This is a genomic window from Bacillus sp. 3103sda1 (genome assembly GCF_024159135.1).
In the GTDB taxonomy this organism is placed as follows: Bacteria; Bacillota; Bacilli; order Bacillales; family Bacillaceae_G; genus Bacillus_A; species Bacillus_A rhizoplanae.
On record NZ_JAMYWS010000001.1, the window covers coordinates 1,890,260 to 1,906,653 of the forward strand.

The 16,394-nt window shown below is 35.0% G+C and carries 14 protein-coding genes and 1 pseudogene; 9 read left to right on the top strand and 6 right to left on the bottom strand.

Annotated features, from left to right (window positions below; all coding sequences use genetic code 11):
• Positions 1–23 precede the first annotated feature (23 nt).
• Entirely contained in the window at positions 24–557 is a 534-nt protein-coding gene (locus NKR74_RS09505; protein WP_253629360.1) for a hypothetical protein, read from the top strand.
• Between the two features lie 13 nt (positions 558–570).
• Positions 571–1,740: a DEAD/DEAH box helicase gene (locus NKR74_RS09510; RefSeq protein ID WP_098310829.1), complete on the top strand. Its 1,170-nt coding sequence runs from the start codon at positions 571–573 to the stop codon at positions 1,738–1,740.
• A gap of 49 nt (positions 1,741–1,789) precedes the next feature.
• On the opposite strand, the gene NKR74_RS09515 is transcribed toward NKR74_RS09510, so the two are convergent.
• The 4 genes from NKR74_RS09515 to NKR74_RS09530 all read right to left on the bottom strand — a co-directional run bounded on the left by NKR74_RS09515 (position 1,790) and on the right by NKR74_RS09530 (position 5,157).
• Positions 1,790–2,425: a hydrolase gene (locus NKR74_RS09515; protein ID WP_253629361.1), complete on the bottom strand. Its 636-nt coding sequence runs from the start codon at positions 2,423–2,425 to the stop codon at positions 1,790–1,792.
• Positions 2,426–2,448: 23 nt separating this feature from the next.
• Positions 2,449–3,435: a quinone oxidoreductase family protein gene (locus NKR74_RS09520; RefSeq protein WP_253629362.1), complete on the bottom strand. Its 987-nt coding sequence runs from the start codon at positions 3,433–3,435 to the stop codon at positions 2,449–2,451.
• Positions 3,436–3,875: 440 nt separating this feature from the next.
• Positions 3,876–4,847: an MBL fold metallo-hydrolase gene (locus NKR74_RS09525; RefSeq protein ID WP_098310826.1), complete on the bottom strand. Its 972-nt coding sequence runs from the start codon at positions 4,845–4,847 to the stop codon at positions 3,876–3,878.
• Positions 4,848–4,935: 88 nt separating this feature from the next.
• The gene (locus tag NKR74_RS09530) at positions 4,936–5,157 is read right to left on the bottom strand and encodes a DUF3925 family protein (protein WP_253629363.1); all 222 of its coding nucleotides are present in this window, start codon (positions 5,155–5,157) and stop codon (positions 4,936–4,938) included.
• Between the two features lie 208 nt (positions 5,158–5,365).
• Between NKR74_RS09530 and NKR74_RS09535 the strand changes: the two genes are divergently transcribed.
• The 3 genes from NKR74_RS09535 (at position 5,366) to NKR74_RS09545 (ending at position 8,744) form a co-directional block, all read left to right on the top strand.
• Positions 5,366–5,842: a glutathione peroxidase gene (locus tag NKR74_RS09535; RefSeq protein ID WP_098310824.1), complete on the top strand. Its 477-nt coding sequence runs from the start codon at positions 5,366–5,368 to the stop codon at positions 5,840–5,842.
• Positions 5,843–6,014: 172 nt separating this feature from the next.
• The gene (locus NKR74_RS09540; RefSeq protein ID WP_253631120.1) at positions 6,015–6,506 is read left to right on the top strand and encodes a hypothetical protein; all 492 of its coding nucleotides are present in this window, start codon (positions 6,015–6,017) and stop codon (positions 6,504–6,506) included.
• 312 nt (positions 6,507–6,818) lie between these two features.
• On the top strand, positions 6,819–8,744 hold the full coding sequence (locus NKR74_RS09545) for an LTA synthase family protein (protein WP_098310823.1): 1,926 nt from the start codon (positions 6,819–6,821) through the stop codon (positions 8,742–8,744).
• Between the two features lie 244 nt (positions 8,745–8,988).
• Here NKR74_RS09545 and NKR74_RS09550 read toward each other — a convergent pair whose 3' ends face one another.
• Both NKR74_RS09550 and NKR74_RS09555 read right to left on the bottom strand, forming a co-directional pair.
• Positions 8,989–9,558 carry a hypothetical protein gene (locus tag NKR74_RS09550; RefSeq protein WP_253629364.1) on the bottom strand — a complete coding sequence of 190 codons (570 nt, stop codon included), beginning with the start codon at positions 9,556–9,558 and terminating at the stop codon, positions 8,989–8,991.
• A gap of 762 nt (positions 9,559–10,320) precedes the next feature.
• Positions 10,321–10,665, bottom strand: a pseudogene (locus NKR74_RS09555) (hypothetical protein); the annotation flags it as partial.
• 124 nt (positions 10,666–10,789) lie between these two features.
• Here NKR74_RS09555 and NKR74_RS09560 point away from each other — a divergent pair.
• The 4 genes from NKR74_RS09560 (at position 10,790) to tyrP (ending at position 16,264) form a co-directional block, all read left to right on the top strand.
• Positions 10,790–11,437 carry an HD domain-containing protein gene (locus NKR74_RS09560; protein ID WP_253629365.1) on the top strand — a complete coding sequence of 216 codons (648 nt, stop codon included), beginning with the start codon at positions 10,790–10,792 and terminating at the stop codon, positions 11,435–11,437.
• A complete protein-coding gene (locus tag NKR74_RS09565; RefSeq protein ID WP_253629366.1) occupies positions 11,434–13,326 on the top strand; it encodes an ABC-F family ATP-binding cassette domain-containing protein in 1,893 nt (630 codons plus the stop codon). Before NKR74_RS09560 ends, NKR74_RS09565 begins: the two co-directional genes overlap by 4 nt.
• A 75-nt stretch (positions 13,327–13,401) precedes the next feature.
• Entirely contained in the window at positions 13,402–14,133 is a 732-nt protein-coding gene (locus NKR74_RS09570) for a Bax inhibitor-1/YccA family protein (protein WP_098310820.1), read from the top strand.
• Positions 14,134–14,824: 691 nt separating this feature from the next.
• Positions 14,825–16,264 (top strand): tyrosine-tyramine antiporter, encoded by a 1,440-nt coding sequence (gene tyrP, locus NKR74_RS09575; RefSeq protein WP_253629367.1) that lies wholly within the window; start codon positions 14,825–14,827, stop codon positions 16,262–16,264.
• Positions 16,265–16,394 lie beyond the last annotated feature (130 nt).

Genomic DNA, 16,394 nt, shown 5'->3' on the forward strand with positions numbered 1-16,394 from the left:
GCGCTTGTTTTTTGGAGGAATATATGTTTGATCCAACTGCTTTTGAAAATTTAAAGGTTATTGTTGAAGGAGCTGTATATGATTTTGATTTACATGGTGACATCATTGTAACTGACCGAAAAGATATAATGGATCTAGCATCGTTTAGTCGTACATATACCATTTCGTTTCAACTGAAAGAATATATAGAGTCACTAGTAGAAGCAACATTTTTATTATCAGTTGATGCAAAAAATTTATCAGGTGAGATATTAGAGGTACCGTATTTTGTGCCTGGCTGTGAAATGAAGCTTTTCTTTGCATTTTCTTTGAAGCATCCAGAAAAAGATTGTCAAGAAATTGAAGCGTTGCTACAATCCATATGGGGAAAAGAACGAATGATTACGCAGAAAATTTCATACGAATATAATAAGCAAGCGATTTCATATCATAATAAGGTAGAAATTTTATTTCAAAAAGCGATTACAGAAGACCATGTTGATGATTTAATAGCTGTTATTTCTCATATGATAGAAACGATGCGAATAATACAACAATTTCTTCAAAAAAAGAGATAAAGGAGAAAAAGAAATGATAAAAGATATGCAACCATTTTTGCAACAAGCTTGGGAGAAGGCTGGTTTTAAAGAGTTTACTGAAATCCAAAAGCAAGCTGTTCCAACTATTCTAGAAGGACAAGATGTTATTGCTGAATCTCCAACTGGGACAGGTAAAACATTAGCGTATTTATTGCCACTTTTACATAAAATTAATCCTGAAGTGAAACAACCTCAAGTAGTAATTTTAGCACCGACGCGTGAACTTGTAATGCAAATTCATGAAGAAGTGCAAAAGTTTACCGCAGGTACTGAAATTTCAGGTGCTTCTTTAATAGGTGGTGCGGATATTAAGCGTCAAGTAGAGAAATTAAAGAAACATCCGCGAGTGATCGTTGGATCACCTGGACGTATTTTAGAACTAATCCGCATGAAGAAATTGAAAATGCATGAAGTGAAAACAATTGTATTTGATGAGTTTGATCAAATCGTAAAACAAAAGATGATAGATGCTGTGTCCGATGTAATTAAATCGACAATGCGTGATCGTCAAGTCGTATTCTTCTCTGCAACAATGACAAAAGATGCAGAAGAAGTAGCACGTGATTTTGCAGTTGAACCGCAATTGATTCGCGTAAAACGTACGGAAACGAAGAGTCTTGTTGAGCATACGTATATCGTTTGTGAACGTCGTGAAAAAAATGATTTTATCCGTAAAATTATGCATACTGGTGATGTAAAAGCAGTTGCCTTCTTAAATGATCCATTTCGGTTAGATGAAATTGCTGAAAAATTGAAATTCCGTAAGATGAAAGCAGCAGCTCTTCATGCAGAAGCAAATAAACAAGAACGTGAAGCAACGATGCGCGCATTCCGTCAAGGAAAAGTGGAAATTTTATTAGCGACAGATATTGCAGCACGAGGATTAGATATTGATGATTTAACACATGTTATTCATTTAGAATTACCAGATACGCTTGATCAATATATTCATCGTTCAGGACGTACAGGACGTATGGGTAAAGAAGGAACAGTCGTTTCCCTTGTAACACCGCAAGAAGAGAAGAAGTTACTTCAATTTGCGAAGAAGTTAGGTATTCAGTTCAATAAACAAGAAATGTTTAAAGGATCGTTTGTTGAATCGAAACCGAAAGCTCCAAAGAAAAAGAAACCTGCATTTAATGGGAAGAAGAAGCCTAGATAAATAAAAAAGACGTGGCTACGAATATTACGTAGTCGCGTCTTTTTTATTATCATTTAGGCGTAGACTGATTAGTGGTTAGCTTTTCTAAGGAGAACACACCTTTCTGAATAGAAGTTTCTATATATCCAATGATTTGATTCAGTGTAAATACTTGTAGGTTTGTATATAAGTCTTGCTGTGAATATAGCATATCGTCAAAAACTAATGCTTTAAAAGAATAGATGTTTTCCTCTAGTACTTCTTCTATATCCACCAAATTCGATTTCTTATTCAAAATATGAAATAAGTTCTGATCTCTATCATAATAATGTAGCAATTTTCCGTTTAAAAGCTTAAAGTCGCGATGATACAGAGAAAGGAGATTTGGATCGTAATCTATTCGATTTTTGAGCCATGGAAGATAAAATCCTTGTAGCCACATTTCATCAGCAATGAGATGTGTATAGTACCCTAATATGAAAGGGGAATTTTTATAAGCTTTATATTTATGAAGAAGTGCTTCATAATCAATCCTTCTTGTGTAGTTCTTTACTGTACCTGTATAAAAGTGTGATATTTCTTTTTCGTTTTTTGAATGAACTGCATCTGCAGCAACTCCTCCGAGGAGGAAGGAAGTTTTGTCCTGAATAGCCAATTGTTCTGCAATACAATTCTCAAGAATTACATGCATAATTCTTGAGCCCATATAAAACACCTCTAACGAAGATTTTATGGTGTTAGCCGAACATCTAATATAATCTTTCCTGTACTTTGTCTACTTTCAACCCATTCATGTGCTTTTCCTGCATCTTGAAGAGAAAAATGTTTTCCTACTTTTATTTGTAAGTTACCGTTACTTAAATAGCGAAATACTTGCTTGGCAGTATGCTGAAGTAAATGGGGACGTTTTTTTCGAGTTGTTCCAAAGCTAAATCCGAGAATAGATCGGCAGCTTGTATGTAAATCTTTTGTTTGAAATGCTCCGATATCATCGCTTGCATTTCCAAAATGGACAAGGCGCCCATAGAACGCAAGACATTGTAAGCTTCTCTCTGATACAGTACCAGAAATAGAATCCAATATAACGTCTGTACCTTCTCCATTTGTGAGTTCGTTTACTTTATGTGCAAAATCTTTTTCCTTATAACAAATAACATGATCTGCCCCGGCTTCTAAGGCAATTTTCTTTTTCGCTTCATTTCCAACTGTTCCAATGACTTTTCCAGCACCAAAAATTTTAGCAAGTTGAATGGCAGTCGTGCCAATTCCTCCTGCAGCTGCATGAATAAGAACAGTTTCGCCTTGTTGTAATCTTGCAACATCTGCTAGAAGTTTATAGCTTGTAAAAGAAACAATTGGATAGGCAGCAGCAGTTTCAAAATCAATTTCATCTGGTAATACAAAAGTAAGCTCTTCATCTGCTGCAACATATTCAGCATAAGACCCGTTAAGTGGAAAAGCAATAACGCGCTGTCCCACTTTAATATTTGTTACGTTAAAACCAACTTGTTCCACAATTCCAGCAGCATCTATACCAGGTACAAAAGGAAGATTTCCTGTCTCTTTTTTTCCATATCGAGATTTAATGTCAGCAAAATTAACACTCGCTGCAACAACGCGAATTAAAACTTGCTTGGCGTTGATAGACGGTATAGGTATGTCTGTATACTCCATTACTTCAGGACTCCCAAATGCAGTTACAACAATGGCTTTCATGATATGTCCTCCTACAATAGATTCTATAGTTTATTTTAAACGGCCATTATAAATTGGAAAATTATATAATAATTATCAAGAATTATAAGGAAGCATTATGAAACAGGTGCTATTAATAAATTTCCTATAGAAAAAGAGTCCATGTTAAGAAACGGACTCTTTTGTGTTATAGCGACAAATATTTTCTTGTGAGCAGTAAGACTGTTCCTTCAAGGTAGTAAAATTTGAAAGAGTCAAACAGGTTGTAACGATCAGGTCAGTGGGAATAAAAAACATTGATGAGATGTTTACTTTATCCCGCTATTCACGGGCAGTAAGACTCCCATCTCAAGATTGAGAGAAAAGCGAAGAAGGTAGGTGGGGAATAACTGCCCGTAAAAGCCCAATTGGTTCAACTAACCATCAGTGGGGGATAAAGAAAACCCCCACTGATGGAAGTTTCACTTTATAGTTTTCTTTGTTTGTTCCAACTTTGTAAAATAATCAATAATTCCCATCGCACTAATTTCCATATCAAGTTTCAACAAATCATAAATAGAATGTGTTGCTGGGACGCCTTTTTTTGTAAGGTGCGATGACACTTTTTCCAGCAAGAGATTGGACAGTTGATGGCTTGCTTTTTCAAAGTCTTGTTCTTTTTCAAATATTTGCTTGCCGGCTTCAACAAATATATGGAGCCAATGTTCTAGCTGAGTGCAGATTTCAGAAACATGGGAAGAGGCGCCATAATGACCGAAATAAATGTAATCAACATTCATATTTCGAATGAGATCTTTTGAAGCTAACATAGCTTCAGGTTGAAACTGCGTAGGAGATGTTGTTGGTAAATAAAGTTCAACACCAGGTTCAGCCAATTGACGGTAATAAATACCAATCGTATCACCTGTAAATATACCATTTGTTAAGGAATCATGAATGCTAATATGATGCTTTGCATGGCCAGGTGTATCATAGAATGTAAGCGTTCGATTTTCTGCGATTTGCAGTGTTTCACCATCTTGTACGATATGAACTCGTTCTTCTGGAATAGGCAAAATGGGGTGAAAAAGTTTATCAAATGAATCTCCGTAAACAGCTTTTGCACCTTGAATGAGTTTAGTCGGATCAACCATGTGACGAGCGCCTCGAGAATGAACGAATAACGTTGCGTTGGGGCATTTCTCCATCATTAAGCCAGCAGCACCAGCATGGTCAAGATGAACATGTGTGACAATAATATTTTTAATATCAACAAGCTGTATATTTAATTGTTTTAATCCATCTAAAAGATAAGGAAGAGAAGGTGCGGCGCACGTTTCAATTATAGTAATTTCATCACCAAGTAAGACATATGTACCTGTACGTTGTTCATGTTGTAAGTCGTGATCGTCGATGATATATAACTGTGAAGATATTTTCTCTACTTTTTTCAAACTTATCACTCCTTGTAATCTACTATTCTTTTATTATAAAAGAATAGGCAGAAAACGAAACATCGTTTTCTGCCTTTATGTAATATGTTTAGTTATTTTGTTGTTTACTGAGAGACATAATAAAGTATCCGACAAGACCACCAATTGCTGGAACAGTAATCATTCCTGCTAGTGTAAAGTATTTGCTTAAGAAAATACCGTTAACATCCATAAACCATCCTAAGATAAATAACATCATCATGTATAGTACGAAATAAAATTCGCGATTAGAAAGCTTTTCACCTTGTGCAGTTTTCATTATCAACACCATCCTTACTTGTAATAATGGAATTGAAAATGTCACAATTTAGAAGATAAAATGTCACATTTTGTTCACATTTTTATTGTAAAACTTTCCAAGCGAAATGTCTAGTTAGTTGTGACAAATTTTTGAACAAAAATAAAGCGTTCACATTAGACAATAAAGAAAAAGCGTCTTATGATGAAAGCAAGAGTTACATGATAGGAGTGAAAAGGACATGACAATTTATGATTTTTCTGCAAAAACAATAACAGGAGAAGAAAAGTCATTACGTGATTATGAAGGAAAAGTAGTATTAATTGTGAATGTTGCCAGTAAATGTGGTTTTACACCACAATATAAAGGCTTGCAAGCTTTGTATGAAAAATATAAGGAACAAGGTTTTGAAATACTCGGATTTCCATGCAATCAATTTGGAGGTCAAGAGCCAGGAACAGAAGATGAAATTACGAGTTTTTGTGAACTAAATTATGGTGTGACGTTTCCGATGTTCGCAAAAATAGATGTAAAAGGGAATAACACGCATCCGTTATTTCACTATTTAACAGAGCAAGCGCCAGGGCTATTAGGGATGAAAGCGGTAAAGTGGAATTTTACGAAATTTTTAGTGGGGCGTGACGGCGAGGTAGTGAAGCGTTTTGCACCTAAGACGAAACCAGAACAGCTAGAAATGGAGATCGAAAAGGAAATATAGAGAAAAGAGGCCGATATAGAAGAGCCTCTTTTTTTGTTAGCTACCTTTTAAAACATAGATAACAGAGAAGAATTTTCATTGATAATAGGAGCATTCGAAAATAATATAGTAGTATAAGGATGTAGGGGGAAATAGTTTGAGAAAATTTATTTTTAGTATAGGATGTTTATTTATGATGTTAGCTGGTTGCAGTACGAGTAATTATGATGCACACGTTGAAGCAGGCATGAAAGCATTAAAAGATGAGAAGTATAGTGATGCAATTATGTGGTTTGAAAAAGCCAATCAAGAAAAGTCTACAGCTGAAACAAAAACTTATATGAAAGTTGCAAAATGGATGGAACAGGGTGCCACTGCATTAAAAGATGGAGATTATAAACAAACAATTGAAAATGCGAATCAAGTAATATATATGAAAAAAGATGCTACACTTGAAAAAGCTGTAAAATCAAATGCTGAAGAAATGTTGCAGAAGGCAAAAGATATAGAGAAAAAAGAAAAAGCGAGAGATGAAAAGAGAAAGGAAATAGATGAGAAAGGTATTGATAAAGCCATTAATGCGGTAGATAGTGTTGATCAAGTAAGAGAAAAGCAGAAGGAGATTGGAGAATCTTTAGATAAAGCCGAAAAAGCAACGGAAAAAATAGAAGCAAAGAAAAACTGACATGCAGAAACACCGAAGGCGCAAGAAACAAAGAATAAATTAAATGATAAACCATTCGTTTTAAATGTTCATAGCAATTTTCCATAAGGATGTTAACAGTTAGAAGGGAAAATTGAAGGAATTATGGTAAAATAGAGGCTCTAATAGAAGAGCTTCTTTTTTGTATATTAATTTAATAAAAAAAAAGAAAAAGTTCACACGAAATACAAAAGTATTCGATACAATGTCTCGGTGAGAAAAAAGCCATAAATACATGAAGAGATATTCTATGTGTTCATTCAACAAATGTTCTAGTCAGAAAGGGAGAGAGAGATGAAGGAAGCGTTAAACAAACAATTTCAAAATATGCGCTTTATTTTGTTAACCGTTATTTTGATATGGTTAAAAACATATATTGTTACGCGATTTAGTTTTGATTTGAAGATAGATTCTGCTATGCAGGAATTTATTCTTTTTATTAGTCCGTTAGCATCTTCTTTGGTGTTAATTGGGCTTGCATTATTTGCGAAGGGACCAAAAAGGAATTATATAGCTATCATTATCGACATTATTATGACCATTATCCTCATTGGTAATGTAATGTTTTATGGTTTTTATAATGATTTTGTTACACTTCCAGTGTTAACGCAAACGTCGAATATGGACGGATTAGGATCTAGTATAAAAGCTTTGTTAGACATTAAGTTTTTATTAATGTTTGCAGATATTATCTTTTTATTTTACCTTGCTAAAAAGAAACCTAAATTTGCAAAAACAGAGCGTATTTCTGGCTCTATGAAGTCACTATACTTTTTAATCAGTATTGCTATTTTTATGGTAAACCTTGGTTTAGCAGAAAAAGAACGTCCTGAATTATTAACTCGTTCATTTGACCGCGTTATGATTGTGAAAAACCTTGGGATATATTTCCATCAAATGTATGATTTTGCATTGCAAGTAAAGACAAGCTCACAAAAAGTATTTGCTGATGGAAGTAAAATTCAAGAAGCAGAGAATTATATGAAAACAGTGGAAACAAAACCTGATCCAAATATGTATGGTATGGCAAAAGGAAAGAACGTTATTGTTGTTTCTTTAGAATCAACGCAGTCCTTTTTAATTGATTCTAAAGTAAATGGGCAAGAAGTTACACCTTTCTTAAATCAATTTAAAAAAGAAAGTTATTATTTCGAAAACTTTTATCATCAGACAGGACAAGGGAAAACATCGGATGCAGAGTTTATGATTGATAACTCATTATATCCGTTAGATCGTGGTTCAGTATTCTTTACGAATGCTAGTAATGAGTATATGGCAACTCCAGAAATTTTACATGAACAAGGCTATTATACAGCTGTATTCCATGCGAATAATGCTTCGTTCTGGAATCGTAATGTGATGTATCCATCCTTAGGATATGATCGTTTCTATAATGAATTGGATTATAACGTTACACCAGAGAATAAAATAGGATGGGGATTGAAGGATAAAGAATTCTTTGATCAATCAGTGGATAAGTTACAAAAGATTGATCAGCCGTTCTATGCTCGTTTTCTTACATTAACGAACCATTTTCCATTTACGTATGATGACAGTATAAAAATGATTGAACCATTTAATTCAGGCGACGAAACATTAGATAACTATTTTGTTACAGCGCGCTATGAAGATGAAGCTTTAAAAGAATTTATTCAACGTTTAAAAGACACTGGAATATATGACAACTCAGTTATCGTTTTCTACGGTGATCACTATGGTATTTCAGACAACCATAATCGTGCGATGGCACAATACTTAGGGAAAAATGAAATTACTCCATATGATCACATGCAGCTACAACGTACACCATTATTTGTTCATGTTCCAGGTCAAACAGAAGGAAAAACAATGACTGCTCCTGCTGGTGAAGTAGACGTGAAACCGACGATTCTTCACTTATTAGGAGTTGATACTTCTAATGATATTGAGTTTGGTCATGATTTATTTTCACCAGAGCGAGAACCGTTCGTTGTAGAACGTGATGGAAGCTTTATTACAGACAAATATATTTATTACAATAACACATTCTACGATCGTCTAACTGGTCAGGTCGCTCAAGTACCAGAACAAGAGGCAAAAGCACTTATTAATCGGGCACAGACAGAATTGAAAATGTCCGATAGTATTATTCAAGGTGACTTGTTACGTTTCTCAGATGCGGCGACTAAAGTGAAATCAGGAACAATCAAAACAGCGATTAAAGATGATAAGAAAGAATAAAGAATCATGAAAAAACCCGGTGCCTGAAAAAAGGCATCGGGTTTTTTCTATAGCTGTTAGTACTATGTTACCTTTGTTTGGTTATAGAAGATTCGTAAAAAGGAGTACCGTAGATAGTACTCCTTTTTACGAATATACATTGTTATTTTTGAGTTAATTATAGCTAATAAAAAGAAATTGGATTTTTCCTACTATCTTATAAGAGATAGTAAGTTTGCTTTTTCTTGTTTGATTCGGGGTATTTTTAATGAAATTGTTGTTGGTTTGAATAATTGTCTTGCTGATTATTCATTTGAGCTTGTTGGCCGCCCATTTGTCCTTGTTGGCCGCCCATTTGAGCTTGTTGGCCACCCATTTGTCCTTGTTGGCCGCCCATTTGCCCTTGTTGGCCACCCATTTGCTGGCCTTGCTGGTTACTCATTTGCCCTTGTTGACCACCCATTTGTTTGATTTGTTGTTGAGCCTGGGAAATTGCTTGGTTCATTTGACCTAATGTTTGATTGGATTGAAGGTACTGAAGACCTTGGTTTAAAGTTTGAATCGCTTGTTGAATAGTTTGCTGTAATTGTTGGTCAGCTTGTTGCATCTGTTGTTGAGACTGTTGGCTAAATTGTTGAAGCTGTTGCATTAATTGATTAGCCTGTTGTAATCCTTGTTGTGGCTGTTGCATTTGTTGTTGTGCTTGGGATTTTTGGGATAGAGCTTGTTGTAAATGCTGAATTTGATTTCTCAAATTAGTTAACTCTTCAGCTACTTCTAAATCTGCCGCTTTACGTGCTATAGCCTCAACTTTTTTTTCTGTTCGTTTGTCCATTTTTAGTCCTCCTTTTGTATTCACATGTAGTGAAGAACATTTTTTATAATGTACAAAAGTTAGCTTTTAATACTAAATAAAATTTCAGGTGGATAAAAGTAGAGGAAATACATGAACTGTAAACAGGACAAGCATTTCTGCTTATCCTGTCAGAATGAAAATAATTCAAGTAGTGTTAAGTAATTCTCAAATGATTCATATTGTTAAAAGGACTCTTGGATAGTGTAGGTAAAATGAAATGGATTATACAAAAAACAACAGATAACTTAAAATTTTGCCGGTTATAACAGCGTTTGGTTAACGGAGGAGAGTTTGTTAGAAAGGTATTGAGATTTTCGATACAAGTAGTTTTTTAGAAGTATGTAAAAAATTGTTCTATCTTATCTAAAAAGAGTCAGGAAAAAATGAATTGCCTGTCATTTGGTACAATGAGTAAGCTGTTATAACTAATCGCTTACTCATTGCAAGAAGAGTGAAGCCGCTAGTTCGAACGGCTTATGGATAGAGTGTACAGTTTTTCTAAAAATATGTGAAAAAAATTAAAGTTCTAGTTTTATAAATATTAAATTGCGCTATATAAAGGCTTTTTCTTTAGGTTTTTGGATTGAATTTTGTTCATGAACAATATAAACAACATGCAAAAAATGTGAAAAAGATTTTTGTGATAAAATAGATTATAGAAAAACAAAAAGCACCAAAATCCCTGTAAAACAAGGTCACTTGGCACTTTCATCGTTTGTATGTTTTACAAAATGAATAGTTTTAAAACTGTTCATTTTTTTCCCAAGATTCAACGATATAATGAGCAACTGTCGGGCTTACACCGCGGCCAATTAAGTACGTGATCGCCGCAATTTCAGTCATGGCGTGTGCTATGGAAGTATGTTTTGCTTCATTTACACCGTAGTCTACCCAAGGTTTTACGAGGCTTAATACAGGTTGTTTTAAGTGTTGAAATTGTGAAACATATTGTTGTATTTGTTGTTGTGTTGGCTCTGTTGGCGTTGTAGGGCTGGGCTGAGGGACACGTGAATCATAATAATACTGTTGGTGTGGTTGTGGCTCATAGTTTGATTGATAGTATGGTTGGTGTGGATAGGGCTGTTGCGGGTTGTAGAACATTTTTTTTCCTCCTCCATGATACTAGTTACAACATATAGTATGGGCGGACGAGAAAATGTGTGATGAAAAAATGGGGGCGTGTTACAATAATAAATTGGGTGAAGATATTATGAAAAAACAAGAACAAATTGAAAAAACGATTACATTTGTAAAAGACATACTAGAAAAAGATGCAAGCGGACATGACTGGTACCATATTGAGCGTGTGCATAAATTAGCGATTGCATTATCTGAAAAAGAAGGTGGGCAGCGCTTTGTTATTGAAATGGCAGCTTTGCTTCACGACGTCGCAGATGAGAAGTTAAATGAAAGTGAAGAAGCTGGTATGAAGAAAGTAACAGATTGGCTTGAACAATTAGAGATTATACAAGAGGATGTAGATCATATTGTTCATATTATTGCCAATATGTCTTATAAAGGTGGACACGGTGGAACTGTGGCAACGTTAGAAGGAAAAATTGTACAAGACGCTGATCGCCTTGATGCACTTGGGGCAATTGGAATTGCCCGGACATTTGCTTATGGAGGGGCAAAGGGACGTTTAATATATGATCCAAAAATTCCACCGCGTGAAGTGATGACGAAGGAAGAATATCGAAAAAGTGATGAACCATCGTTGAATCATTTTTATGAAAAACTGTTAAAGTTGAAAGATTTAATGAATACAGCTGCAGCGAAAGAAGAGGCGGAAGAACGTCATCGCTATATGGAGCAATTTATTGACCAATTTATGAAAGAGTGGAATGCACAAATATGAGAATGTTAACAGTCGAAAATGTATCCAAATCATATGGGGAGAAACCGTTATTTAATGGTCTATCTTTTAGTATTGCTGAAGGGCAGCGTGCTGGTATCATCGGTGTAAATGGAACTGGTAAATCAACATTATTAAAAATTATTGCAGGTGTAGAAATTCCAGATACGGGAGAAATGACACATACACGTGGTTATACGATTAGTTATTTATCACAGCAACCGGATTTTAAAGAAAACTTAACTGTACTTGAGCAAGTGTTCCATGGCGATACACCGTTAATTCGTCTTCTTCGTGAGTATGAGCAGACATTATTAAACTTAGAAAAAAATCCAACAAATGAAAAAGCGCAGGAAGCATTATTTGCAGTGCAGCAGCGTATGGATGCAATGAATGCTTGGGAAGCAAATGCAAATGCAAAATCGTTGTTAACAAAGCTTGGGATTACTGATTTTTCTGCGGCAGTAGGAAATTTATCAGGCGGACAGAAAAAGCGTGTTGCGATGGCGCAATGTTTTATTCAAACACCAGATTTATTAATTTTGGATGAGCCGACGAACCATCTGGATCATGAAACAGTAGAGTGGCTAGAAGAATATTTATCACGTTACACAGGTTCCGTTTTACTTGTTACGCATGATCGTTATTTCTTAAATCGTGTAACGAACCGTATTTTTGAATTAGACAATGGTAAGTTATATAGCTATGAAGGAAATTACGGTGCCTTTTTAGAAGCGAAAGCACTTCGAGAAGAACAAGAAATTGCACAGGAAGCAAAGCGTCAAAACTTATATCGCCGTGAACTTGCGTGGATTCGCCGCGGTGCAAAAGCTCGTTCTACGAAGCAAAAAGCACGTATTCAGCGTTTTGAAGATCTGCAAAAGAAAGAAGGACCAACAGCAAAACAAAACGTTGATATTGCACTTGGCGGTAGTAGATTAGGAAAGAAAGTACTTGAATTAAAAGATGTGACAAAAACATTCGGGAATAAAACTGTTCTTCATAATTTCCAATATATTGTGAAACCAGGGAATCGTATCGGTATTATCGGTGCAAATGGCAGCGGGAAATCTTCTCTATTAAATATGCTAGCTGGGAAAATCACACCAGACAGTGGTGAGATTGAAGTAGGACAAACAGTAAAAATCGCATACTATACGCAAGAAAATGAAGATATGAACTTAAATCAGCGTATGATTGAATATATTAAAGAAGCAGCTGAAGTCATTCATACGACAGATGGAAAAACAATTAGTGCTTCGCAAATGCTAGAGCGCTTCTTGTTTGAGCCGCACACGCATGGTACACCGCTTAATAAATTGTCAGGCGGTGAAAGAAGAAGACTGTATTTACTGCGCATTTTAATGGGAGAGCCGAACGTTCTGCTTCTAGATGAGCCGACAAACGATTTAGATACGCAAACATTAACAGTGCTTGAAGATTATTTAGAAGAGTTTCCTGGTGTTGTGATTACCGTATCGCATGATCGATACTTCCTTGATAAAATCGCAGAAGAACTTTTTGTTTTTGAAGGTAACGGTCACGTTCGCGTCTTCTTTGGTAGTTATAGCGATTATTTAGATGAGAAAAAAGAACAAGAAGCACTGTTAAAAGCAGAAGTGCAGAAAGAAAAGAAAGTAGAAGAGGCTCCAAAACAGCAAAGAAAACGTAAACTTTCCTATAATGAACAGCGTGAATGGGAAACAATTGAAGATAAGATTGCAGAGTTAGAAGCGAAAATTGAAAGTATTGCAGCAGAATTAGAGAAAGTTGGCGCTGATTATACGAAAGCACAGCAGCTTTCTGAAGAGCAGCAACAAACAGAAGAAGAATTAGAGCAAACAATGGAGCGCTGGAGTGAACTATCTGACATTGTAGAAGGGTTAAAATAAGAACAAGCTGCATATGTTGAAAAATAAAGGGAAAATATTTACACTATTGGTAGAAAATATTTTAGGAGGGAAATCATGCGAACATCTAATCCAATGTTAAAGAAAGAGGCGTTTCGGAAAGAGGGCGTAAGTACTTCAGCGATGACAATCGGTGGTACAGTTGGTAAAACGTTTATTATGCTCATATTGTTATTAGGAACGTCTGTGTACGCATACATGCAGATGATAGAAAATAAGATGCAACCACCAGTATTAATTGGTGCTTTAATTATAGCGGCGATTGTAGCGCTTGCTTCGGCATTCGTACCGCGTATTTCACCAATTACAGCACCGATTTATGCAGCTGTGGAAGGGATTGTATTAGGAAGTATTTCTGCTATGTATACAATACGTTTTGGTGATTATATCATTTTACATGCAGTGTTACTAACCATTTCTATTTTACTAGCAATGTTAGTGTTATATGCAACGCGTGCTGTGAAAGTAACGGATAAGTTCCGTACAGGTGTTATGGCAGCAACGCTTGGGATTATGATTATGTATTTAATCGTTTTAGTTCTACAATTATTTGGCGTGGCAGTACCATTCTTACATCAAGGTGGAACAATTGGCATGATTGTTAGTGCAGTTGTGATTGTTGTTGCCGCGTTAAACTTGATGCTAGACTTTGATTTCATTGAAGGCGGTGCGCGCGGCGGTGCTCCGAAGTATATGGAGTGGTACGGCGCATTAGGATTAATGATGACATTAGTTTGGTTATACCTAGAAATTTTACGCTTCGTTTCTTATTTTGTAAAAAATGATTAAAATGGTGAAATCCTGCATGATTGTATCATGCAGGATTTCTTTTTTGAAGTTTTATCGAGATAAAGATGATTTTTTCTTATGCAAAAATATCTTTTTATATTTTTTACCACATGCTTCGTTTTTTCTACAATAAAGAAAAAAGAAGAGGTGAAGCAAATCGCATGATGAATATTCTCTGTACATAGTTATAGTCTACTTGACTTTAATTTTTAGACTATCTAAACAGCGAAAAAGAACAAGAAACTAAAACGAACAGTTTAGTAAACGTCTTTTAATACCTAAATACTTAAGAGATGGCCTCGGTTATAGTACCGGGGCCATCTTTTTTAGTGTCCATTGATAACAATGATGATTACGAGCTATGTTAATGATTTAAAGAATGAACAGCCAAGTCTGAAAACAATAAAAAATATTTTAAAGCTCTCTTTTCAAATTTATTTCTTTAACGGATTTTTGAGTGTGCCTATATAATAATATTTTTCTGAAATAAGAACGTCCCTTAAAAATGGTTAAATAGTTTTTTGTATTTCCATATTTTAATTCTATGCAAATCCTCGAGCGTTTTTTCTGTACTAAAATTCACCAAATCCTTATCTTACATAACCATCAAGTGATATGGCTATTTTAAAAAGGATGAATTCTATGTCTTTTATAGATTATTACATTGAATATGGGAAAGAAGGAAATTTTTATGGCTAACACAAAAAAATTAACACTTTTTGGGTTGATTGGTATTACAATGGCTTTTTTTGGAACGGTACGAAGTGTGCCGACTCTTGCAATTACTGGTTGGACCCAAATCTTCTATATGGTGATAGCTGCGTTTGCATTTGCTCTCCCTATTGCATTAATGTCAGCTGAGCTTTCAACGGCTTTCCCTGAGGAAGGCGGACCTCAAGTTTGGGTGAAAAATGGTTTAAGTGAGAAATGGGGATTTGTTACCTCATGGTTATTATGGGTTCAAATGTTTTTCGGGATGGTAATGGTTGCGTCAACTGTTGGTGTTCTATTCGGTTACGTTATTAATAAACCAGCATTATCTTCAAACAACTACTTTATTTTTGCCGTAATCTTAATTTCATACTGGAGTGTGACTTTATTAAACCTTAAGTTTGATATGGTAAAAGTTGCGGGTAACTGGGGCGCTGTTATTGGTGTGTACATTCCGTTTGTCATTCTTGTTATTATAGGTGTCATTTATATGATTAAAAACGGGATTCAAGCTAATAGTTATTTAGGGGGTTTTAAGCCGAGTGACCTTATTCCTAATTTTAAGGACTTAGGAAGTTTAACTTATTTATCAGGAATTATCTTTATTTTTGCAGGAGTAGAAATTTCGTCTGTACATGCGAATAATATTGACGATCCAAAACGGAACTATCCAATTGCTGTTATCACTTCTGTTATTTTATTAGCAATTTTTAATATCATTGCTGGTTTAACAGTTGCAAATGCGGTACCAAAAGGTAAATTGGAGCTTGCCAATATTACACAGCCATATATGATTTTCTGTAAAGATTTAGGTATTCCATCTATCGTTGTTAACATCATTTCTTTAATGATTTTAATTGGTGTATTAGTGCAGCTAAGTGCATGGGTACTTGGACCAAGTAAATCTATGATTAAAGTGGCAGAGGAAGGGAATTTGCCGAAGTTCTTCCAAAAGAGAACAGAGAAAGATATTCCAATTACTTTTGTGATGATTCAAGCAATTGTAATTTCGTTAGTATCTATCTTATATATAGTAGTTCCAGATGTTAATAGTGCCTTCTTAATTATAACAATTACAACAACGATTTTATATTGTGTTGTGTATGTTTTAATCGCTATTTCAGCCGTTCGTTTGCGCTATAAGATGGCAGATCTTGATAGACCATTTAGATTAGGAAGTAAAGGGAATGGATTAATGTGGACGGTCTCTATTCTTTCAATGATAAGTATTGTTTTCACAATTATTGTAAGTATTATTCCGCCATCTATTTTAAAGCCAAGTCAATATACTGGATATGTTATTTATCAAGTGGCCGCTACAGTAGTAATGATTGGTATAGCACTTATCATCAACAAATTTAAAAAACCAGAGTGGAAAAAAGATAACGACCCACCGGGGGATTTAAAGAAATCAAGCTAAAGAGCCCATAAATATTTGGTACGTATTCCTTAAATTTGAGTTAGCTTATTTGACTAACAATGTTTTATACCCTGTTTTATACCCTGTTTTTGATGACAAATATTAATTTATGTGTGAATTTTTGTGCGGT